Source organism: Gordonia liuliyuniae, from assembly GCF_021739025.1.
GTDB classification, from domain to species: Bacteria; Actinomycetota; Actinomycetes; order Mycobacteriales; family Mycobacteriaceae; genus Gordonia; species Gordonia liuliyuniae.
In genome coordinates, this window is the sequence record NZ_JAKKOT010000004.1 from 1 (window position 1) to 20,476 (window position 20,476).

Below are 20,476 nucleotides of genomic sequence, written 5' to 3' on the forward strand. Positions count from 1 at the left end.
ATTCCGAACCCGGAAGCTAAGCCCTCCAGCGCCGATGGTACTGCACCCTAACCAGTGTGGGAGAGTAGGACACCGCCGAACTAAACCCGAGTTAGAGCCCCCAACACCACGTGTTGGGGGCTCTAACTTCATGTCTGCATCACAAATCGTTGTTCGCCTGATGCGGCCATGACATGACGGATGCGGGTCGAGCACTGTAGAGGCGATAGGTTGGAGAGCATGAGTAAGCGACGCGACGGAAGTGAGCCGGTGAACGGAGCCGACCCGGTGCTTCCCGACGATGTGCGGGCATCGGATCTGGACCCGGACATTCGTCGAGACCTGCAATCCCTGGACAAGGCGACAGCGGACAGAGTCGCCCGACACCTCATCGTCGTCTCTGCACTGCTGAGCGAGGATCCCGGCCAGGCACTCGCCCACGCGCGTGCTGCGCGCGCCCGCGCCGCGCGAGTCGGGGTGGTCCGAGAGACCGCAGGTATTGCGGCGTACAACGCAGGCGAATGGCAGGAAGCCATCACGGAGCTGCGGGCAGCTCGCCGGATGAACGGCGACGACGCACTCCTTCCGCTGATCGCCGACAGCGAACGCGGTCTCGGGCGCCCAGAGCGAGCCGTCGAGATCGCCGCCAGCGCCGAAGCCAAGGCGCTCAGCGGCGACGAGGCACTGGAGATGTTGATCGTCGCGTCGGGAGCTCAACTGGATCTCGGGCAGCCTGAACGGGCGGTCAACGCGTTGGAGGCGGGCGATCTCCGACCCGGACGGGTTGGCGACGACGCCGCGCGACTGTTCTACGCGTATGCGTCAGCACTCGAAGCCGCAGGCCGTCGTACCGATGCCCTGACCTGGTTCCAGAACGCGGCGGCAGCGGACATCGACGATCTCACCGACGCCGAGTTCCGGCTCATGGACCTGAATTCCGTAGTCAACGGAGGCTCCGTGGCACCTGCAGCAGGGACGGTCGCCGACAGTGCACAGGCCGACGACGGCCAGGATTCCAAGAGCTTGGCGTCGACGTACGATTCCCTTCTGTTCGACCTCGACGGCACGCTGTTCGCCGGTGCGTCCGCGCTCCCGCACGCAGTCGACGCTGTCAATGGCACATCGGTCGGGGTACTTTTCGTGACCAATAACGCCAGCCGTTCTCCGGAGGCCGTGGCTGAGCACCTCACGGCCCTCGGTTTCACGGCAGCACCCGAACAAGTCGTCACCAGTGCGCAGGCGGGTGCGATCCTGCTCGACGAGCGGGTCGCGGCCGGCAACCGAGTCCTCGTCGTCGGCGCGGACGCCCTGCGCGACGAGGTGGCCTCCCGCGGATTCGTCGTCGTCGACTCGGCGGACGACGATCCGTCGGCCATTGTCCAAGGCCATTCACCGGACACCGGGTGGGCGCAACTCTCGGAGGCCGCGTTGGCCGTGCGACGAGGAGCGACGTGGGTCGCCTGCAATGTCGACACCACGCTGCCCAACGAACGCGGACTGCTCGTCGGCAACGGCTCCATGGTCGCTGCCGTCAGGTCGGCGACCGGGGCAGAGCCGCTGGTCGCTGGAAAGCCCGCGGCGCCGATCATGCGTGACGCGCTGTCGCGGACTCAAGGACGTCGCCCGCTGGTCGTCGGGGATCGCCTCGACACAGACATCGCGGGAGCAGTGACGGTCGGAATCGACAGCCTCCTCGTTCTGACCGGGGTGTCAACGGCGCTCGACCTGCTGGCTGCGCCGCCGGACAGCCGCCCGACCTACGTTGCGACCGACCTGTCCGCCCTCGATGACGACGGCGACATCGCTCTCATCGGACCGCACACCGGCTGGCGAATCCAGGTGATCGATGAGCACGTCACGGTATCGAGCACCGGAGGCACCGATGCGACGACGATGATCGCGTCGCTCGCCCACGCGGTGTGGACGGCGGACGTCGGCGAGCGCGATCTGCGGATCGCGGCACAGGACGATGCGGCAGCGGCGGCGCTGACGACGGCGGGTGTCAGTGCCCTGCGTTAGCCTGGACAGGCTATGAACGTACCCAATCCTGCCGAGTTGGCCGCGCAGAACGCCCGACGCAGCGCCGAACCCGGCGACCCAGCCGACCATCCGGTCACGGCGACCGTCCACGCGCTTCTCGAGGAGGTGACCGCGATCGGTGACGTCGGGGACGACGAGTTCGATCTCGGAGCGGTCTCCCGGCAGACCGAACTGCTGACGCGTGCGCACGATGCGTTAGCCGAAGCGTTGGAGGACGTCGGCCGTGGGTGACGAGTCGGCCGCGCAGAAGACGTGGGCGCGCACACCACACGAAGGGGTGCACTGATGGCGGCACGAGCCCGACTCGACGCCGAACTCGTCCGTCGCGGACTTGCCCGCTCACGCGAGCAGGCCCGGGAGTTGATCGACGCAGGCAAGGTGAAGGTGAACGGCACGTTCGCGTCGAAAGCGGCGACGAACGTCGCCAAAGACACTCCCGTCCTCGTCACCGAGCCGGACACCGACGACTGGGCGTCCCGCGGTGCTCACAAACTGCTCGGCGCTCTGGCGGCGTTCGAGCCGCTCGGCGTGCGAGTCGAGGGCCTGCGGTGTCTGGATGCCGGTGCGTCGACCGGCGGTTTCACCGACGTGCTGCTCCGGCGTGGTGCCCGCGAAGTGGAAGCAGTCGACGTCGGCTACGGGCAGCTCGTGTGGAAGCTGCAGACCGACGACCGCGTCCACGTCCACGACCGGACGAACGTCCGTCACATCGACGCGGACTCGATCGGCGGGGAAGTGGACCTGATCGTCGGCGACCTCTCGTTCATTTCGCTCCGCCTCGTGCTGCCCGCCCTCGCATCCTGCCTGCGCGTCGGCGGCGACGCTCTGCCGATGGTGAAGCCGCAGTTCGAGGTCGGGAAAGACCGGGTCGGTACGGGGGGTGTGGTCCGCGAACCGGCGTTGCGGGCCGAAGTCGTCGCCGACGTCGCGGGCGCCGCGCAGGCGCTCGGGCTCGAGACGAAAGGCGTCGTGGCCAGCCCGCTGCCCGGCCCGTCCGGCAATGTCGAATACTTCCTCTGGCTCCGCAAGACCCGAGCGCTGCCGGGCGAGGCCGCGGCCGATACCGTGGGGTCGACGCGGATCGGCGACGACGTCCGCGCGATGATCGACCAGGCCGTCACCGACGGACCGACATGACGACGGGAGGGAGAGGTCATGAGTGAGCGAACCTTCCTGGTGGTCGCGCACACGGGGCGCGACTCGGTCACCCAGACTCTGGCGATCATCGCCCAGCGGTGTGCGGCGGCTGACGTCCGGTTGCGGATCGTCGACCACGACACGAGGCTGGCCGCGGAGCCGGCAGCCGAGACCACACATCCGGTCGACCCGCAGGTTCTCCGGGCGATGGGCGCGAATGTCGAGGTGACACACGTGGATTCGACGTCGGCCAAGGGCTGTGAACTGGTCATCGTGCTCGGCGGCGACGGCACCTTTCTGCGTGCCGCCGAGCTGGCGTATCCGGCGTCCGTCCCGCTGATGGGGATCAACCTCGGCCATATCGGGTTTCTCGCCGAAGCCGAGTCGCATCGCGTCGACGAAGTGCTCGAGATGCTGATCTCCGGGCGGTATCGCGTGGAGGACCGGATGGTGCTCGATGTGGCGGTCACCGATCCCGGAGACGTCGAGCCACGGGCACGGACCTGGGCGCTCAACGAAGTCGTCATCCAGAACCGGTCGCACAACGGGGTGCTCGAACTCGTCACCGAGGTCGACGGTCGCCCGGTGTCCGCATTCGGCGCCGACGGGCTTCTCGTCGCGACCCCGACGGGTTCGACCGCGTACGCGTTCTCGGCGGGCGGCCCGGTCATGTGGCCGGACCTCGAAGCGATCCTCGTCGTCCCCAGCAACGCTCACGCCCTGTTCGCGCGGCCGATGGTGACGAGCCCGAGGTCCACGGTCGCCGTGGAAATCCATCGAGACGGTCGCGACGGCGTGGCTGTGAACGACGGTCGCCGGATGATCGACGTCCCCGCCGGTTCGCGTATCGAGGTGTCCCGTGCACCGCGGTCGCTCCGATGGGTGCGAATCGACTCGGAACCGTTCGCCGACCGCCTGGTAACCAAGTTCTCGCTGCCTGTGACGGGCTGGCGAGGAAGGAGCTGACCGCACGTGCTCGAAGAGCTGTCGATCACCAGTCTGGGCGTCCTGGAGTCGGCGTCCGCCGAATTCCACCCCGGGTTCACCGCGCTCACTGGTGAGACGGGAGCAGGCAAGACGATGATCGTGACGAGTCTTCGTCTCCTGTCTGGTGGCCGGGCGGATGCCGGACGGGTGCGCAGCGGCGACGCGAAAGCCGTCGTCGAAGGACGATTCCGCCTGCCAGCCGACCGGACGGACGCGATCGCCGACGTCCTCGAGCAGTCCGGCGCGGACATCGACGATGACGACACGGTGATCGCCGCGCGGACCGTCAACGCCGACGGCCGCTCCCGTGCGCATCTGGGCGGGCGGAGTGTTCCGGTCGGGACCCTGGGCGCGCTGACGGGCGAACTGTTGGCGATCCACGGTCAGAACGACCAGCTGCGACTGATCCGTGGCGACCAGCAACGCGCAGCGCTGGACCGCTTCGCCGGCGCGCCCGCAGCGAAGACCCTCGCGAAATACCGCGACGCACGGGAACGGTGGGTCGCGATAATCGACGAACTCGACCGCCTCCGTACCGACTCGCGCGAGCTCGCGCAGGAAGCCGACCGGCTGCAGTTCGGGCTCGACGAGGTCGATGCGGTCAAACCGCAGCCCGGGGAGGACGCCGACATCGTCGAGACAGTCCGAAGGCTGACGGACCTGGAGGACATCCGGACGACCGCGTCGCAGGCACAGACCATCGTCGCCGGGTCCGACGGCGGTTCGGTCGTGGACGCGCTCGGCACCGTCCGCTCACTGCTGGAGACCGCGTCCGATCAGGCACTGCGCGACCTGAAACCGCGGGTCGAGGAGGCTTTGGTCGTCGTCGGCGACATCGGCGACGAGTTGACCGGCTACCTGGGCGCCCTCCCGGAAGACGCCGCCGACCTCGACACCCTCTTGAACCGCCAGGCCGAACTGAAGTCGTTGACCCGCAAGTACGCGGCCGACGTCGACGGCGTCCTCGCTTGGCGGGACGAGGCGGAAGTGCGACTGGGCGAGATCGCCGACCCGCAGGCACGGATCGACGAGCTCGAAGCGCAGGCCGACACCATCCGCGACGAGGTATCGGCTCTCGCGACCACGCTGCACGGGCAGCGGAGGAAGGCGGCGAAGTCGTTGGGCGCGAAGGTCTCCGCCGAGCTCTCCGGGCTGGCCATGGGCGGCAGCGCATTGGACGTGGCGGTGTCGTTGACGTCTGCCGACGATGCGCGACTGACGATCGACGTCGCAGGCACGCCGACGACTGCGGGCGGGCACGGAGCCGATCAGGTCGAGTTCGGTCTGGTCGCGCACAAGGGCGCCGCGCCGCTGCCGATCGCCAGATCGGCGTCTGGCGGTGAACTCTCGCGCGTGATGTTGGCCCTGGAAGTGGTTCTCGCCGAACCTGATTCCGGTTCAGTCATGGTATTCGACGAGGTCGATGCCGGGGTCGGCGGTGCGGCCGCGGTCCAGATCGGTGCTCGCCTCGCGCGTCTGGCCCGGCGCCATCAGGTGATCGTGGTGACCCACCTTCCCCAGGTCGCGGCGTTCGCCGACAATCACCTGGTGATCGGAAAAGAGAGCGGTGGGAGCAAGGGGCGGCAACGATCCTCGCTGACGACGTTGACGCGGGACGAGCGGGTGTCCGAACTCGCCCGGATGCTCGCCGGTCTCGGCGACTCGGAGACCGGTCGGGCACACGCGGAGGAACTGTTGGAGACCGCGGAAGCCTCCCGAGCCACTGACTAGCGCCGACCACCGCGGTGCCGCCGTGATGTCACCCGTGATGTTTGTGTGACAAAAGTTGCCAATGTTACGGCGCGCCTCCGTGGTATTCGGCACCGGGCGGCCCACCATGGCAGTCATGAGGATGCCTGCTTTGCTGTCACGCAACACCGAAGAGCTGCCCGGCCTGGTCGGGGTCGTGCGGATCGACAAGAACTCCAAACGCCTCCTCGAACGCGTCGGCGAGGGCGAGATCGTCGTCCTCGACGAGGTGGACCTGGACCGGGTGACCGCCGACGCGCTCGTCGAAGCCGAAGTCGGCGCCGTCGTCAACGCGGCGGAGTCGATCACCGGCCGGTACCCGAACCTGGGGCCGGAAGTGCTCGCAGCGTCGAACATCCCGATCATCGACGCGGTCGGATCCGAGGTGTTCTCGCGGCTCAAGGACGGGCAGAAGGCCCGGCTGCACAACGGTCGCGTCTACGTTGGTGACCGAGTGGTCGCCCGTGGCGAGGAGCTCGACGAACGGATCGTCGCAGACCGCATGCTGGACGCGAAGACCGGCTTGGTCGACCACCTCGAAGCGTTCTCGGGCAACACCATCGAGTTCATCCGCAGCGAGTCGCCGCTGCTCATCGACGGTGTCGGCATCCCTGACGTCCGCGTGAAGTTGGAGGGCCGCCACGTGATCGTGGTCGCCGAAGGCTCCGGTCGCGCCGCCGACCTCAAGGCACTCAAGCCGTTCATTAAGGAGTACCAGCCGGTCATGGTCGGTGTCGGCGTCGGCGCCGACACGCTGATGAAGGCGGGATACCGTCCGGCGTTGATCGTCGGCGACCCCGAAGAGATCTCGACGGAGACGCTCAAGTCGGGCGCCGAACTCGTACTGCCCGCGGACCCGGACGGTCATGCCTCCGGTCTCGAACGCATCCAGGACCTGGGCGTCGGTGCGACCACGTTCCCGGCCGCAGGATCGGCCGCAGACCTTGCGCTGCTGCTCACCGACTTCCACGGCGCCGACCTCATCGTCACCGCCGGGCTCGGCGGGACGCTCAACGACTTCTTCGACCGTGAACTGCGCGACGAGATTCCGTCGACGTTCCTGACCCGACTCAAGGTCGGCCCCAAGCTGGTCGACTCGAAGGCCGTCGCCACGCTGTACCGCAGCAGGGTCAGCGGTGCTGCGGTCGCAATGCTGATGTTGGCGGCGCTGATCGCGATCATCGCCGCCATCGTCATCACGCAGGGCGGCAGCGACGTGACCGGATGGATCAGCGACCAGTGGGATTCGTTCGCGAACTGGATCAGCGGGGTGTGGAACCGCGAATGATCACCATGCGTCAACACGCGATCTCGCTGATCGCGGTCTTCCTCGCGCTCGCGCTGGGTCTGTTCCTCGGTTCGGGGTTCATCGGCGACCGCGTCAACGCGCTCACCGGCACCGACCGCGACAAGATCGGAAACCTCGAAGACGAGCGCGACAGCCTCGCCGCCCAGGTGAATTCCAACGACAGCTTCACCGCAGCGATAGCCGAGCGGATCACCGCAGACCTGCTCAAAGACCAGTCCGTTCTCGTCGTGACCACACCCGACTCGTCGGAGGCCGACGTCGACGCGCTCAAGACGATGATCAACGACGCCGACGGCACGTTCGCGGGTCAGATCGGACTCACTCCCGCGCTTCTCGGCGACCAGAGCGCCTCCAAACTGCGCACCGTCATCGACCAGTCGATTCCCGCAGGAGCGCAGCTTCGCATCGAGTACACCGATTCGGGGTCGCGGCTCGGCGATCTCCTCGGCGTCACCCTGCTCAACCGTCAAGGCCAGAAGCCCGCCTCGTCGTCGGACCGCGACACCGCGCTCCAAGCGTTGCGCGGCGGCGAGTTCATCGACTATCCAGACGGAACGATCAAGCCTGCCGACCTCGTGCTGGTGGTGACCGGCGGCGAGATGTCGAACGACTCCGGAGCGCAAGGGCAGCTCGTCGCGCGGCTGGCAGCGACCATGGCGATGCGCGCGCAGGGCGGTGCCCTGGTCGGGCGTACCGGTTCGGCCGAGGGCGGATCGCCGATCGGCGTGATCCGATCCGACCCGGCGCTCGGCAACGCGGTGACCACCGTCGACGACGTCGATCTCGAGACCGGCAGGCTGACGACGCTCATGGGGCTCGATGAAGAACTCCACGGTCGGTCGGGTGCGTACGGCTCCGGGCCGGGAGCGACCGCCATCACGGTCGGAGCCGAGCCAGGCGAATGACTCGGCGCTGAGCCGCATCGAGGGTGCGACACGGGAACTGAGGCTGCGGCGAACCGTGCAGATCTGCTATTCGACAGCGACCTCCAGAGTGTCGGCGGGACTTCGGCGCGAATGCTGTTAGGCTGAAGTCCCGTAGGTCATCAGGTAATCGGCAATCCTGATACACCCCGACGGGAGAATCATTTGCGATCACTGCGTTCCGAGCGCGTCGCCCCCAAGCACATCTTCGTCACCGGCGGAGTCGCGTCGTCGTTGGGCAAAGGCTTGACGGCGTCGAGCCTGGGTCAGCTGCTCACTTCACGCGGTATCCGGGTCACCATGCAGAAGGTCGACCCGTACCTGAACGTCGACCCGGGGACGATGAATCCGTTCCAGCACGGTGAGGTGTTCGTCACCGAGGACGGCGCGGAGACCGATCTCGACATCGGCCACTACGAGCGCTTCCTCGACCGCAACCTCTCGGCGTCCGCGAACGTGACGACCGGGCAAGTGTATTCGACGGTCATCGCCAAGGAGCGTCGCGGCGAGTACCTCGGTGACACCGTGCAGGTGATCCCGCACATCACAGACGAACTCAAGTCGCGGATGATGGCGATGCACGACGCGGACGCGAGCGGCGAGACGCCGGACGTCGTCATCACCGAGATCGGCGGAACCGTCGGCGACATCGAGTCGCAGCCGTTCCTCGAGGCCGCGCGCCAGATCCGTCACGACCTCGGCCGCGACAACGTCTTCTTCCTGCACGTGTCGCTGGTCCCGTACCTCGCACCGTCGGGCGAGCTCAAGACGAAGCCGACGCAGCATTCGGTCGTCGCACTCCGCAGCATCGGCATCCAACCGGACGCGCTGATCCTGCGGTGCGACCGACCGGTGCCCGACGGGCTGAAGAAGAAGATCGCGCTGATGTGCGACGTCGACATCGACGGCTGCATCTCGACGCCGGACGCGCCGTCGATCTACGACATTCCGAAGGTCCTGCACGCGGAACAGCTCGACGCGTACGTCGTCCGCCAGCTCGGGCTGCCGTTCCGCGACGTGGACTGGACGGTGTGGGGCGACCTCCTCGATCGCGTCCACAATCCGCGTGAGACGGTCAACGTCGCCCTCGTCGGCAAGTACATCGACCTGCCCGACGCCTACCTGTCGGTGACCGAGGCGATCCGCGCCGGCGGGTTCGCCAATCATGCGCGCACCGAGATCAAATGGGTGCCGTCGGACGAGTGCCAGACCCCCGAAGGCGCGACTATCGCGCTGCGCGATGTGGACGCAGTGCTGGTCGCAGGCGGATTCGGCATTCGCGGCATCGAAGGCAAGCTCGGGGCGATCCGCTACGCCCGCGAGAACGGCATCCCGCTGCTCGGCCTGTGCCTGGGACTGCAGTGCGTCGTCATCGAAGCGGCTCGTGCCGTGGGGCTCACCGATGCGAGTTCAACCGAGTTCGACCCGGAGACACCGTCGCCGGTCATCGCGACGATGGCCGATCAGGAAGCGGCCGTCGCAGGCGACGCCGACTTGGGCGGAACGATGCGTCTGGGAGCCTACCCGGCGAGTCTTATCCCCGGATCGCAGGTCGCGAAGGCGTACGGGGTGACCGAGGTCAGCGAACGGCACCGTCACCGCTTCGAGGTCAACAACTCCTACCGCGACACCATCGCGCAGTCGGGTCTCGTGTTCTCGGGAACATCGCCGGACGGCCGTCTCGTCGAGTTCGTCGAATACCCGAGGGACGTGCACCCGTTCCTCGTCGCCACGCAGGCGCATCCCGAGCTCAAGAGTCGTCCCACCCGTCCGCACCCGCTGTTCAAAGCGCTCATCGACGCCGCGCTGCGATACAAGAGCGCGACGCGGCTCCCCGTCGAACTCGAGGGCTATGACGCGGGCGATTCGACGGGGGCTGCCGAGTCCGAACAGGAGAGCGGCGAGTGACCTCGACGCCGGGATCGCACGAGTTCTCCGTCTCCTCGTCGGAGACGATCTACACGGGCGCGATCCTGGCACTACGCGTCGACGAGGTGGACATGCCGGGCGGGCGGACCGCACAGCGTGAGGTCGTCGAACACCACGGCGCGGTGGCTGTCGTCGCTCGAGACGATCAAGGCCGGATCGCGATGATCCGGCAGTACCGCCACCCCGTAGGACGACGCCTGCTCGAACTGCCTGCGGGTCTGCTGGACGGCGGGCCGGGGGAGCAGCCTCGCGAGGCTGCCGAGCGGGAGCTCGCCGAGGAAGCCGATCTGGCGGCGGACCGGTGGTCGGTGCTCGTCGACCTCGTGGTGTCGCCGGGTTTCACCGATGAGGCGCTGCGGGTGTACCTCGCCGAAGGGCTGCACGAGCTGCCCGCCGCTGAACGTGAGCACGAGGAAGCAGATCTGGTCGTCGAGTGGATGTCACTCGCTGACGCGGTCGCCCTCACGTTGTCCGGGGAGATCGTGAACGCGACGGCCGCAGCCGGGGTGCTCGCGCTCGCCGCTGCCGACGCGACCGGATCGTCGTTGCGCGCCACGGATGCGCCGTGGGTCGACGAGCCGACCGCATTCGTCGCTCGTCGTCGGTCGTGACGGGTCGGTCGTGACCGGGTCGAGCATCGAACATCTCGTCGGCGCGTACATCGATCACCTGACCGTCGAACGTGGTGCAGCAGCCAACACCGTCGCGTCGTACCGGCGGGATCTGCTGCGGTATCAGGGGTTTCTCGCCGACCGGGGTCTGACGGATCTGCGTGACGTCGGCGAGGACGCCGTGCGCGACTTCCTGGTCGCACTGCGACGTGGGGACCCGGACAACGACGTCGTACCGCTCGCCGACAGTTCGGTGGCGCGCACGCTGATCGCTGCGCGCGGATTCCACAAGTTCGCCGCTGCCGAAGGAGCCGTCGCCGACGACGTGGCGCACGCCGTACGGCCCCCGAGACCGGCGCGGCGACTGCCCAAGTCGTTGCCGGTGGACGATGTGCTGGCCATCCTGCGGGCGGCGAGTGTCTCGGAAGGCCCTCGAGCGCTTCGTGACCGTGCCCTGCTGGAGTTGTTGTACTCGTGCGGCGCCCGCATCTCCGAGGCCGTCGGTCTCGACGTCGACGACATCGATGTGGAGCATCGCGCGGTCGTGCTGCGCGGCAAGGGCGGCAAGGAGCGGATCGTGCCGGTCGGGCGTCCCGCGTTGGCTGCGCTCGACGCGTACCTGGTGCGCGGTCGACCCGCGCTCGTCAAGAAGGGCACGCCCGCCCTCTTTCTGAACGTCCGTGGCGGACGCCTGTCGCGCCAGAGCGCATGGCAGGTGCTCGTCGACACCGCTGAACGCGCGGGCGTCGACAAGGACGTCTCGCCGCACACGCTGCGACACAGCTTCGCCACGCACCTGCTCGACGGGGGAGCCGACGTGCGCGTCGTGCAGGAGCTCCTCGGCCACTCGTCGGTGACCACGACGCAGGTCTACACGCTGGTGACGGTCAACACGATGCGCGAGGTCTACGCGACCGCCCATCCGCGGGCGAAGTAGCGCTCAGCACCGGTGAGGCCTCATCCACGGGCCGCTTCGGTGACGGGCCCCTTCGCCCACGGGCCCGTCACCCACGGGTCACGGCCACCGTCTCGCGCGTCGCGGGCGCGACTTCGGCGCCGATCCGCGCGATTGTGTCGGCGTCGTCGGTGGCGAACACGAAGTCAGATATTCCGTGCTCGACGGCGAGCATCGCGAGATCGGACGTCCAGCTCTCCGGGGGGCCGGCGAGAAGGCCGTCGCGGTCGTCGTCGAATGTGCCGCCGAGGTTCAGGATCCGGCGAACGTCCTTCGGGTCGCGGCCTGCCTCGGCCGCGGCGTCGTCGATGCGGGCGTTCATCTCGGCCAAGTCCGCGACGCCGTTGGGCAGATACGACAGTGATGGAACCCACCCGTCGCACTTGGTGCCGATCAACGCGAGCATGCGCGGGCCGTACGCGCCCACCGAGATCGGGATCGGGCGCGCGGGGGCAGGCCCCCGCTTGGCGCCGTCGACGGTGTAGAACTCGCCCTGGAAGTGGACGCCCGAACGCGTCGAGGTGTCCCACAGCTCACGCATCACGTCGATCGCCTCCGAGAGTGCGCGGCGAGCCTCACCGGGCGTACGACGCGGCCCACCCATCGCAACGATCGCGTCGAAGAATCCGCCGGAGCCCAAGGCCATCTCCAACCGTCCGCCCGAGAGCAGATCGAGGGCGGCTGCGGAGCGGGCGAGCACGGCAGGCGGTCGCAGCGGAAGGTTGGTCACGTTGCCCGACACCGTGATCGCGTCAGTTCGCGCCGCGATGAACGACATCAGCGTCCACGCGTCCAACAGCTTCGGCTGATACGGGTGGTCCTGGACGGTGACGAGGTCGAGTCCGGCCCGGTCGGCGTCGACCGCCAGCTCGACGGCTCGGAGTGGCGCAGCGGACGTCGGCGTCACGAACACACCGAATCGCAAGTCGTGGCCGTAGTCGGGCATCGTGAGAGCTCCTCGGTCGAGGCAGGTGACATCGACGATCCTACGGCGCGCCGACCGCCTCGCGTCGACCGTCGGCACGAGGCCGTAGGATCGCTACAGACAACGGTCGGCGACCACACGGGGGAGCAGCGCTCCGTGTGCTGGAAGGAGCATCGGACAGGTGGATCACAAAGCCGGTGCCAGAGGGCAGCAGGGCGAGTTGGACGTGCCTGCCGAGAAGCTCGGGCCCACCGGTCGTCCGTACCGCGACATCCCCGACCCGCTGCCGCGGGAGAAGCACGGCCCCGCCGTCATCGTCGCGATGTGCAATCAGAAGGGCGGAGTCGGCAAGACCACGTCGACGATCAACCTCGGTGCGGCGCTCGCCGAGCAGGGGCGACGTGTGCTGCTCGTCGACCTCGACCCACAGGGCGCGCTGTCGGCCGGACTCGGTGTCCCGCACCACGAACTCGATCTCACGGTGCACAATCTGCTCGTCGCGCCGTACGCGTCGACCGACGACGTGCTGATGCGCACCCGGATCGACGGTCTCGACATCCTGCCGTCGAACATCGATCTGTCGGCGGCCGAGATCCAACTGGTCAGTGAAGTGGGACGCGAGCAGGCCCTCGCACGGGCTCTGCACCCGGTCGGTGACCGTTACGACTACATCCTCGTCGACTGCCAGCCGTCGCTCGGGCTGCTGACCGTCAACGCCCTCGCGTGCGCGGACAACGTCCTGATTCCGATGGAGTGCGAGTACTTCAGCCTGCGCGGCCTGGCATTGCTCACCGACACCATCGACAAGGTGCGCGACCGCCTCAACCCGAGGTTGGAGCTCGGCGGGATCCTCGTCACCATGTACGACCAGCGCACACTCCACTCGCGCGATGTCATGGGGCGCGTAGTGGAAGTGTTCGGGGACGCGGTGTTCGACACTGTCATCAACCGGACCGTCCGCTTCCCCGAGACGTCCGTCGCCGGAGAACCGATCACCTCGTGGGCGCCTAAATCGTCAGGGGCGGCCGCCTATCGCGATCTGGCGCGGGAAGTGATCGCGCACAACGAACCCCGCGAATGACCGAGCAGGTCGCGGTGGCAACCGACGGCGTCCCCGGGGACATTCAGCACGCTGGGGACATTCAGCACGCTGGGGACATTCAGCACGCTGGGGACATGCAGTACGCCGGGGACACTGTCGACGAGGCTGCGGCGGCCGGCAAGTTCCAAGTCAAGCTCGCAAACTTCACCGGCCCGTTCGACCTGCTGCTCAACCTGATCAGCCAGCGGCGCATGGACGTCACCGAGGTCGCACTGCACGTGGTGACCGACGACTTCATCGCGTACACGAAGAATCTGGGAGCTGAGGCCGACCTCGAGCAGACCACCGAGTTCCTGGTGATCGCGGCGACGCTCCTCGATCTCAAAGCCGCTCGGCTGCTGCCCTCGGGCGAGGTCGAAGACCCCGAAGACCTCGCTCTCCTCGAAGCACGAGATCTGCTGTTCGCTCGCCTCCTGCAGTACCGAGCGTACAAACAGGTCGCGCTGCTGTTCGCTGAACTCGAATCTGCTGCGCTGCAACGTTATCCGCGAGCAGTCTCGTTGGAGGACCGATTCGCCGACCTGCTCCCGGAAGTCCGGCTCGGAGTGGACGCGGCAGGTTTCGCCGAGATCGCCGCGGCCGCGATCGCGCCCAAGCCGGTGCCGACCGTCGGCCTCGACCACCTGCACGGGTCGCCGGTGTCGGTCCCCGAGCAGGCCAGACGCCTGACCGAAATCCTCGTCGCCGCCGACGGACAGATGCTGACGTTCTCGCAGCTCGTCGCCGAATGCGACAACGGGCTCGAAGTGGTCGCACGGTTCCTCGGACTGCTCGAACTGTATCGGGAGCGGGCCGTGGTCTTCGACCAGCCCGAAGCGCTCGGTGAGTTGAAAGTCGGGTGGACCGGCGATCGTGACACCGGCGACATCGAGATCGATACGACGGAAGACTACGGATGAGGGGAACGGGCCACCGATGACCGACGAGCCGATCGATACAGACACCGTCGACGTCCCGGCAATCCTCGACGATGCGGAGTTGCGGGCGGCGCTGGAGGCCGTGCTGCTCGTCGTCGACACACCGGTGACCGTCGACGAACTCGCGAGCGCCGTCGACGACGAACCCGATCGCGTCGAAGCGATGATCACGGCGATGAGCGCCGACCTGGCCGCTGCACGCAGTGGCATCGACCTCCGATACGCGGGCGACGGCTGGCGCTTCTACACGCGGTCCGAATACGCGCCCTACGTGGAACGACTCCTCCTCGACGGGACGCGAAGCAAGCTCACGCGCGCCGCGTTGGAGACGCTCGCCGTCGTCGCATACCGGCAGCCGGTGAGCCGCGCCCGGGTCAGCGCGATCCGCGGTGTCAACGTCGACGGTGTGGTGCGGACTCTCCTCGCACGCGGCCTGCTCACCGAGGTCGGCAACGATCCGCAGACCAACGGCACGCTGTACGCGACGAGTGAACTGTTCCTGGAACGGCTCGGCCTCGCGTCGCTGTCGGACCTGCCCGACATCGCGCCGCTCCTTCCGGACGTCGACGTCATCGACGATCTGGGAGACGAGCTCCTCGACGATCCACGATTCGCCAAACTGGGTGCTCAGGCGGCACAATCGAGTGTTGATGCCTCCGCGGAGGCGCTCGCGCAGGCCGACGGAACCGACTGACCGGCAGCCCGCGCACCCACACACAACACAACAGAGTCGAGGAATCGAACATGGCATCCGCTAGCCGAGACGGCAGACCGGGACGAGACGACAAGGGGCGCGGGGGACGTAAGCCCGCGGGCAAGAGCGGATCGGGCAGGGCCGCTGCGGGCAGACCCGCAGGCAAGGGCGGCGCGGCCAGGGGCAAAGCAGGCGCCAAGCGCGGCGCGCCCGCCCCGGGGCAGGGCACCCGAAAGCCGCACCGCAAGGGATCGCGCCCCAGCGTGGAGAAGGGCCAGGCTCGTCTCAACAACGCGCGTCCCGCGCGCCATCAGGTCCCGGTCGTCGAAGGCGACGGCGCGACCTACGTATCCGACGGCATGCGTCTGCAGAAGATTCTCGCCGCGGCCGGTGTCGCATCGCGGCGCGGCGCCGAGGAGCTGATCGCCGCGGGCCGTGTCGAGGTCGACGGCGAGATCGTCGTCGAGCAGGGTCTGCGCATCGACCCGAACTCCGCGATCATCAAGGTCGACGGCGCACGTGTCGTCATCGACGAGACCAAGCAGTACCTGGCGTTGAACAAGCCGAAGGGCTGGCAGTCGACCATGAGCGACGACTACGGCCGTCCATGCATCGGCGACCTCGTCGCCGAACGTGTCATGGCCGGTCAACGGTTGTTCCATGTCGGTCGACTCGACGCCGACACCGAGGGTCTGATCCTCCTCACCAACGACGGCGAGCTCGCGCATCGTCTGATGCACCCGTCGTTCGAGGTCCCCAAGACGTACCTCGCCACCGTGCGCGGCGAAGTGGGGCGCGGGCTGGGGCGGCGTCTGCGCGACGGAGTGGAGCTCGACGACGGCCCCGTCTCGGTCGACTCCTACGCACAGTTGGAGCTGCACCAGGGCGAGTCGCTGGTGCGCCTCACTCTGCACGAGGGGCGTAAGCACGTCGTCCGTCGCATGATGGAATCAGTCGGGCACCCGGTGATCCGGCTGGTGCGCACCGACATCGGCGTCGTGCACCTCGGCACGCAACGTCCGGGCAGCCTGCGGGCGCTCGACAGCAAGGAGATCGGCGCGCTCTACAAGGCGGTGGGAATGTGAGCATCGACTCGGCTGACACCGTGACGACGATGCCCGTCGTCGCTATCGACGGCCCCGCCGGGACCGGGAAGTCGAGCGTCGCACGGCTCCTCGCCGATCGGGTCCGTGCACAGTATCTCGACACCGGAGCGATGTATCGTGCGGCGACGCTCGCCGTCCTGCGCGCCGGAGTCGCACCCGATTCCGATGAGGTCGCCCGGGTCGTCGCAGCGTCGGACATTCGGTTGTCGACCGATTCGGACGGCGCGACCCTCGTCATGCTCGACGGGGAGGACGTGTCCGAGGAGATCCGCACCGAAGCGGTGACCGGCTCGGTGTCGGCCGTCTCGGCGAACGCCGAAGTGCGGGTGCGCCTCGTCGACCTGCAGCGGACGCACGCCAACCAAACGCTGCTCGTGGTCGAGGGCCGAGACATCGGGACCGTCGTCTTCCCGGCGGCGGCGCTGAAAATCTATCTGACGGCGACGCCGCAGGCGCGTGCCGAACGCCGCCACCGGCAGAACATCGCGGCGGGCCGCGAAAGCATCCTCGACGAGGTGCTCGACAGTGTGAACCGTCGCGACCACCTGGATTCGACGCGGGAGGCGTCTCCGCTGCGACCGGCGGACGACGCCGTGCACGTCGACACCAGCGATATGACATTGGATCAAGTTCTCGACACGCTCACCGAGCTGGTCGAGACGCGGATCGGAGGACAGCGGTGACCGAAGAGTTCACAGACGGCGAAGAGTTCGCAGGCGGCGGAGAGTTTGAGGGCGGGGGATTCGACTCGGTCGACCTCTCCGTGAACGACGGGACCTGGAGCAGCGAGGAGGATTTCGACCTCGGTGAGTTCCTGACCGACGAGGAGTTCGGCGAGGCCCCGGCTCTGCCCGTCGTCGCCGTCGTGGGTCGGCCGAACGTCGGCAAATCGACGCTGGTCAACCGGATCCTCGGCCGTCGTGAGGCGGTCGTCGAAGACATCCCGGGCGTGACTCGCGACCGGGTCTCCTACAAGGCCGAATGGACCGGGCACCCGTTCATGGTGACCGACACCGGCGGGTGGGAACCGGATGCGAAGGGGATGGGCCGGTCGATCGCCGTGCAGGCCGAGCTGGCGATGCGGGCCGCGGACCTGATCGTCCTCGTCGTGGACGCGACGGTCGGTGCGACGTCGGCCGACGAGGCCGTGTCGCGGATTCTGCGTCGCTCGAAGGTGCCGGTGCTGCTGGCCGCCAACAAGGTCGACAGCGAGCGCGCGGAGGCCGATGCGGCAGTCCTGTGGTCGCTCGGGCTGGGTGAGCCGTACACGATCTCGGCGGCTCACGGACGCGGCACCGCGGACCTCCTCGACCTGATCGTCGAGAAGCTGCCGGAGAAGCCGCGTGAACGTTTCCTTCCGGGCGGTCCGCGCCGCGTCGCGCTCGTCGGGAAGCCGAACGTCGGCAAGAGTTCGCTGCTGAACAAGTTGGCGGGCGAAGAGCGTTCGGTCGTCGACAACGTCGCAGGCACCACGGTGGACCCGGTGGACGAGCTGATCGAGCTCGGCGGCAAGCCGTGGCAGTTCGTCGACACGGCGGGGCTGCGCCGCAAGGTGCGCACCGCGAGCGGGCACGAGTACTACGCGTCGCTGCGTACCCGCGCAGCACTGGATTCGGCGGAGGTCGCGCTGCTGCTGATCGATGCGAGCGAGCCGATCACCGAACAGGATCTGCGAGTGCTGTCGATGATCATCGAGTCCGGTCGCGCGCTCGTCGTCGTGTTCAATAAATGGGATCTCGTCGACGAGGACCGCCGCGAACAGCTCGACAAGGAGATCGACCGTGAGCTCGCACGCGTGCCGTGGGCGCGCCGGGTGAACATCTCGGCGCAGACGGGACGCAGCGTCCAGAAGCTGGTGCCGGCGCTCGAAGGCGCACTCGAATCGTGGGACCGCCGCGTGTCGACCGGCCCGTTGAACTCGTGGCTCAAGGACATCATTGCCGCCACGCCGCCGCCGGTCCGCGGTGGACGTCAGCCGCGCGTCAAGTTCGCGACGCAGGCGGGCACCCGGCCGCCGACGTTCGTTCTGTTCACGACCGGCTTCCTGGAGGCGGGGTACCGGCGTTTCCTCGAACGCAAGCTCCGCGAATCCTTCGGCTTCGATGGCTCGCCCGTCCGCGTCAACGTCCGCGTTCGCGACAAGCGGGAGCTGCGAAAGAAGTAGGGCATCTCGCGGGCCCAGCTTTCCTTCCGGTGGGCGAGCGGAGCCGGGACCCCTTGTGACCACCCGATTCGTCGTCTCCGACCTTCGTCGGATAAGGTAAATCTCGCTTCGTTCGACGAGGCGAACGGGCTGTGGCGCAGCTTGGTAGCGCACTTCACTGGGGGTGAAGGGGTCGCAGGTTCAAATCCTGTCAGCCCGACCGTTCGAACACCGAGGGCCCGAGACATCGTCTCGGGCCCTCGGCGGTTCCTCAGTCATTCCTCGGTCGGTGACCGCGCCCGACCGATCAGTTCGCCGACCGTTCCGGCAGTACCCAGTCGGGTCGCGGGAAGTGACACGTGTAGCCGTTCGGGTAGTCGACGAGGTAGTCCTGGTGCTCCGGTTCGGCCTCCCAGAACGGACCGGCCTCCTCGATCGTCGTCACTGCGGGACCCGGCCACAGGCCGGAGGCGTCGACGTCGGCGATCGTCTCGCGGGCGATGTCCTCCTGCTCGGAGGTGAGGGGGAAGATCGTTGAGCGGTAGCTGGTCCCAGTGTCGTTGCCTTGACGGTCCACGGTGCTCGGATCGTGGATCTGAAAGAAGAACGCCAAGATGTCGCGGTAGGTCGTCTGCGCGGGGTCGAACACGATCTCGACGGCCTCGGCGTGGCCTGGATGGTCGCGGTACGTCGCGAAGTCGTTCTCGCCGCCGGTGTATCCGACGCGCGTCGCGAGGACACCGGCTTCTCGTCGGAGGAGGTCCTGGACGCCCCAGAAACATCCGCCGGCGAGAACCGCGGTCTGTGTCCCCGGCTCTCGAGTGATCGCACCTGTGTCATTGCCTCGGCTCGTCATCGTCGCTCCTCCTGTCGTATCGACGGCTGTCAGACGGTGCAACACTTCTCGACCTCGATTTGGTCCCGGTCGGGTCGACGAGCGGCCGGAATAGACCATCGGCCGATGCCGTTGGACCACGAATGAGCAATGCAGAGTTGAGCCCGACCAGCTGGGTACGTTCGCAGACCGAGACCATCCTGGAGACAGGCACCACGGAAGGGGTGTCGATCGACGGCCGCCCGATCGTTCTGTTCACGACGACGGGAGCCAAGTCGGGCAAGAAGCGATATGTCCCGCTGATGCGCGTCGAGGAGAACGGCAAGTACCTGATGGTCGCGTCGAAGGGCGGTGCTCCGGAGCATCCGTCCTGGTACTTCAACGTGAAGGCCAATCCGAAGGTCTCAGTTCAGGACGGTGAGGAGACCGTCGAGCTCACCGCACGCGAGATCGACGGCGACGAGTTCGCCCACTGGTGGGAGCTCGCCGTCGCAGCGTTCCCGCCGTACGCCGAGTACCAGAAGAAGACGGACCGTCGGATCCCAGCGTTCGTCCTCGAGTGACACACCGCTAGAACAGCCTCATCCCGACGTCGGCGGGCGGCTCCTCGAGGTCGAGGAGGATGCGCTTGCGTTCGAGGCCGCCACCGAACCCCGTCAAGGTGCCGTCGGCGCCGACGACTCGGTGGCAGGGTAGGACGACGGCGATCGGGTTGCGGCCCACCGATTGTCCGATCCGTTGCGCGAACCTGGGGTCGCCGAGTCGGCCTGCGAGTTCGCCGTACGTGACCGTGGTCCCGTACTCGATATCGACGAGCGCACGCCAGACGGCGGTGTCGAACTCGTTGCCGTCTGTCCGGAGCGGCAGATCGAACACGGTGCGGGACCGGTCGAAATACTCGATCAGCTGCTGCGTCGCAGCCTGCAGGACCGCGTCGTCGTCGGCCGCCTCGGGTCCGCGGGCGGACTTCGACACCGTGTGGTCGGCGAAGACCACGCGGATCAGCGCGTCGCCGTCGGCGACCAGGAGCAGATCGTCGACCGGGGTCGGCAGCACGGTGTGACGGAGCATCGGCAGCCATCGTGCCATCCACGCGCGCGGCTGATCCGGAGAATCGCGGGATAACTGCACTTAT

20 protein-coding genes, 1 tRNA gene and 1 rRNA gene are annotated in these 20,476 nt (G+C 67.6%); 19 read left to right on the forward strand and 3 right to left on the reverse strand.

The features are described 5' to 3' along the window. The 11 genes from rrf to xerD form a co-directional block, all read left to right on the forward strand. Window positions 1-81: ribosomal RNA gene (gene rrf / locus L5G28_RS19555) — 5S ribosomal RNA — on the forward strand; the annotation flags it as partial. Between the two features lie 138 nt (window positions 82-219). Then, entirely contained in the window at window positions 220-1,998 is a 1,779-nt protein-coding gene (locus L5G28_RS09230) for an HAD-IIA family hydrolase (RefSeq protein ID WP_237001288.1), read from the forward strand. Window positions 1,999-2,010: 12 nt separating this feature from the next. After that, the gene (locus L5G28_RS09235; protein WP_237001289.1) at window positions 2,011-2,250 is read left to right on the forward strand and encodes a hypothetical protein; all 240 of its coding nucleotides are present in this window, start codon (window positions 2,011-2,013) and stop codon (window positions 2,248-2,250) included. 54 nt (window positions 2,251-2,304) lie between these two features. Next, window positions 2,305-3,156: a TlyA family RNA methyltransferase gene (locus L5G28_RS09240; protein ID WP_237001290.1), complete on the forward strand. Its 852-nt coding sequence runs from the start codon at window positions 2,305-2,307 to the stop codon at window positions 3,154-3,156. An 18-nt stretch (window positions 3,157-3,174) separates the two neighbouring features. Further along, entirely contained in the window at window positions 3,175-4,122 is a 948-nt protein-coding gene (locus tag L5G28_RS09245) for an NAD kinase (RefSeq protein ID WP_236996875.1), read from the forward strand. Between the two features lie 6 nt (window positions 4,123-4,128). Further along, on the forward strand, window positions 4,129-5,874 hold the full coding sequence (gene recN, locus L5G28_RS09250) for a DNA repair protein RecN (RefSeq protein ID WP_237001291.1): 1,746 nt from the start codon (window positions 4,129-4,131) through the stop codon (window positions 5,872-5,874). Window positions 5,875-5,995: 121 nt separating this feature from the next. Continuing rightward, the gene (gene steA, locus L5G28_RS09255; protein WP_236997162.1) at window positions 5,996-7,180 is read left to right on the forward strand and encodes a putative cytokinetic ring protein SteA; all 1,185 of its coding nucleotides are present in this window, start codon (window positions 5,996-5,998) and stop codon (window positions 7,178-7,180) included. Beyond that, a complete protein-coding gene (locus tag L5G28_RS09260) occupies window positions 7,177-8,106 on the forward strand; it encodes a copper transporter (protein ID WP_237001292.1) in 930 nt (309 codons plus the stop codon). The genes steA and L5G28_RS09260 overlap by 4 nt, the downstream gene beginning before the upstream one ends. 183 nt (window positions 8,107-8,289) lie before the next feature. Next, the gene (gene pyrG, locus L5G28_RS09265) at window positions 8,290-10,032 is read left to right on the forward strand and encodes a CTP synthase (RefSeq protein ID WP_237001293.1); all 1,743 of its coding nucleotides are present in this window, start codon (window positions 8,290-8,292) and stop codon (window positions 10,030-10,032) included. Further along, entirely contained in the window at window positions 10,029-10,664 is a 636-nt protein-coding gene (locus L5G28_RS09270) for an NUDIX domain-containing protein (protein ID WP_237001294.1), read from the forward strand. The genes pyrG and L5G28_RS09270 overlap by 4 nt, the downstream gene beginning before the upstream one ends. Before the next feature lie 10 nt (window positions 10,665-10,674). Next, entirely contained in the window at window positions 10,675-11,601 is a 927-nt protein-coding gene (xerD, locus tag L5G28_RS09275; protein WP_237001295.1) for a site-specific tyrosine recombinase XerD, read from the forward strand. A 67-nt stretch (window positions 11,602-11,668) separates the two neighbouring features. Here xerD and L5G28_RS09280 read toward each other — a convergent pair whose 3' ends face one another. Further along, window positions 11,669-12,565 (reverse strand): LLM class flavin-dependent oxidoreductase, encoded by an 897-nt coding sequence (locus L5G28_RS09280; RefSeq protein ID WP_237001296.1) that lies wholly within the window; start codon window positions 12,563-12,565, stop codon window positions 11,669-11,671. A gap of 160 nt (window positions 12,566-12,725) precedes the next feature. Between L5G28_RS09280 and L5G28_RS09285 the strand changes: the two genes are divergently transcribed. The 7 genes from L5G28_RS09285 (at window position 12,726) to L5G28_RS09315 (ending at window position 18,726) form a co-directional block, all read left to right on the forward strand. After that, window positions 12,726-13,625: a ParA family protein gene (locus L5G28_RS09285; RefSeq protein WP_236996882.1), complete on the forward strand. Its 900-nt coding sequence runs from the start codon at window positions 12,726-12,728 to the stop codon at window positions 13,623-13,625. 95 nt (window positions 13,626-13,720) lie between these two features. Continuing rightward, the gene (locus tag L5G28_RS09290; RefSeq protein WP_237001297.1) at window positions 13,721-14,545 is read left to right on the forward strand and encodes a segregation and condensation protein A; all 825 of its coding nucleotides are present in this window, start codon (window positions 13,721-13,723) and stop codon (window positions 14,543-14,545) included. A gap of 16 nt (window positions 14,546-14,561) precedes the next feature. Further along, window positions 14,562-15,257, forward strand: a complete 696-nt coding sequence (gene scpB / locus L5G28_RS09295) for an SMC-Scp complex subunit ScpB (RefSeq protein WP_237001298.1) — start codon at window positions 14,562-14,564, stop codon at window positions 15,255-15,257. Window positions 15,258-15,307: 50 nt separating this feature from the next. Next, window positions 15,308-16,342 carry a pseudouridine synthase gene (locus tag L5G28_RS09300; RefSeq protein ID WP_237001299.1) on the forward strand — a complete coding sequence of 345 codons (1,035 nt, stop codon included), beginning with the start codon at window positions 15,308-15,310 and terminating at the stop codon, window positions 16,340-16,342. 29 nt (window positions 16,343-16,371) lie between these two features. Next, window positions 16,372-17,046, forward strand: a complete 675-nt coding sequence (gene cmk / locus L5G28_RS09305) for a (d)CMP kinase (protein ID WP_237001549.1) — start codon at window positions 16,372-16,374, stop codon at window positions 17,044-17,046. A gap of 80 nt (window positions 17,047-17,126) precedes the next feature. Further along, window positions 17,127-18,527, forward strand: coding sequence for a ribosome biogenesis GTPase Der (der, locus tag L5G28_RS09310; RefSeq protein ID WP_237001550.1), 1,401 nt, complete (start codon window positions 17,127-17,129; stop codon window positions 18,525-18,527). Window positions 18,528-18,652: 125 nt separating this feature from the next. Further along, window positions 18,653-18,726 (forward strand) — tRNA-Pro (locus L5G28_RS09315). 87 nt (window positions 18,727-18,813) lie between these two features. Here L5G28_RS09315 and msrA read toward each other — a convergent pair. Further along, the gene (gene msrA / locus L5G28_RS09320) at window positions 18,814-19,362 is read right to left on the reverse strand and encodes a peptide-methionine (S)-S-oxide reductase MsrA (RefSeq protein WP_237001300.1); all 549 of its coding nucleotides are present in this window, start codon (window positions 19,360-19,362) and stop codon (window positions 18,814-18,816) included. A gap of 122 nt (window positions 19,363-19,484) precedes the next feature. Between msrA and L5G28_RS09325 the strand changes: the two genes are divergently transcribed. Next, entirely contained in the window at window positions 19,485-19,904 is a 420-nt protein-coding gene (locus L5G28_RS09325) for a nitroreductase family deazaflavin-dependent oxidoreductase (protein WP_237001301.1), read from the forward strand. A gap of 7 nt (window positions 19,905-19,911) precedes the next feature. Here L5G28_RS09325 and L5G28_RS09330 read toward each other — a convergent pair whose 3' ends face one another. Next, window positions 19,912-20,412 (reverse strand): methylated-DNA--[protein]-cysteine S-methyltransferase, encoded by a 501-nt coding sequence (locus tag L5G28_RS09330; RefSeq protein WP_236996888.1) that lies wholly within the window; start codon window positions 20,410-20,412, stop codon window positions 19,912-19,914. Window positions 20,413-20,476: the final 64 nt, after the last annotated feature.

Coding starts and splice junctions, on each gene's coding strand:
- L5G28_RS09280 (WP_237001296.1), bottom strand. CDS start 12,565: ATGCCCGACTACGGCCACGACTTGCGATTCGGTGTGTTCGTGACGCCG.
- L5G28_RS09260 (WP_237001292.1), top strand. CDS start 7,177: ATGATCACCATGCGTCAACACGCGATCTCGCTGATCGCGGTCTTCCTC.
- L5G28_RS09245 (WP_236996875.1), top strand. CDS start 3,175: ATGAGTGAGCGAACCTTCCTGGTGGTCGCGCACACGGGGCGCGACTCG.
- L5G28_RS09230 (WP_237001288.1), top strand. CDS start 220: ATGAGTAAGCGACGCGACGGAAGTGAGCCGGTGAACGGAGCCGACCCG.
- L5G28_RS09300 (WP_237001299.1), top strand. CDS start 15,308: ATGGCATCCGCTAGCCGAGACGGCAGACCGGGACGAGACGACAAGGGG.
- scpB (WP_237001298.1), top strand. CDS start 14,562: ATGACCGACGAGCCGATCGATACAGACACCGTCGACGTCCCGGCAATC.
- L5G28_RS09290 (WP_237001297.1), top strand. CDS start 13,721: ATGCAGTACGCCGGGGACACTGTCGACGAGGCTGCGGCGGCCGGCAAG.
- L5G28_RS09325 (WP_237001301.1), top strand. CDS start 19,485: ATGAGCAATGCAGAGTTGAGCCCGACCAGCTGGGTACGTTCGCAGACC.
- cmk (WP_237001549.1), top strand. CDS start 16,372: ATGCCCGTCGTCGCTATCGACGGCCCCGCCGGGACCGGGAAGTCGAGC.
- L5G28_RS09240 (WP_237001290.1), top strand. CDS start 2,305: ATGGCGGCACGAGCCCGACTCGACGCCGAACTCGTCCGTCGCGGACTT.
- steA (WP_236997162.1), top strand. CDS start 5,996: ATGCCTGCTTTGCTGTCACGCAACACCGAAGAGCTGCCCGGCCTGGTC.
- L5G28_RS09330 (WP_236996888.1), bottom strand. CDS start 20,412: ATGCTCCGTCACACCGTGCTGCCGACCCCGGTCGACGATCTGCTCCTG.
- L5G28_RS09235 (WP_237001289.1), top strand. CDS start 2,011: ATGAACGTACCCAATCCTGCCGAGTTGGCCGCGCAGAACGCCCGACGC.
- msrA (WP_237001300.1), bottom strand. CDS start 19,362: ATGACGAGCCGAGGCAATGACACAGGTGCGATCACTCGAGAGCCGGGG.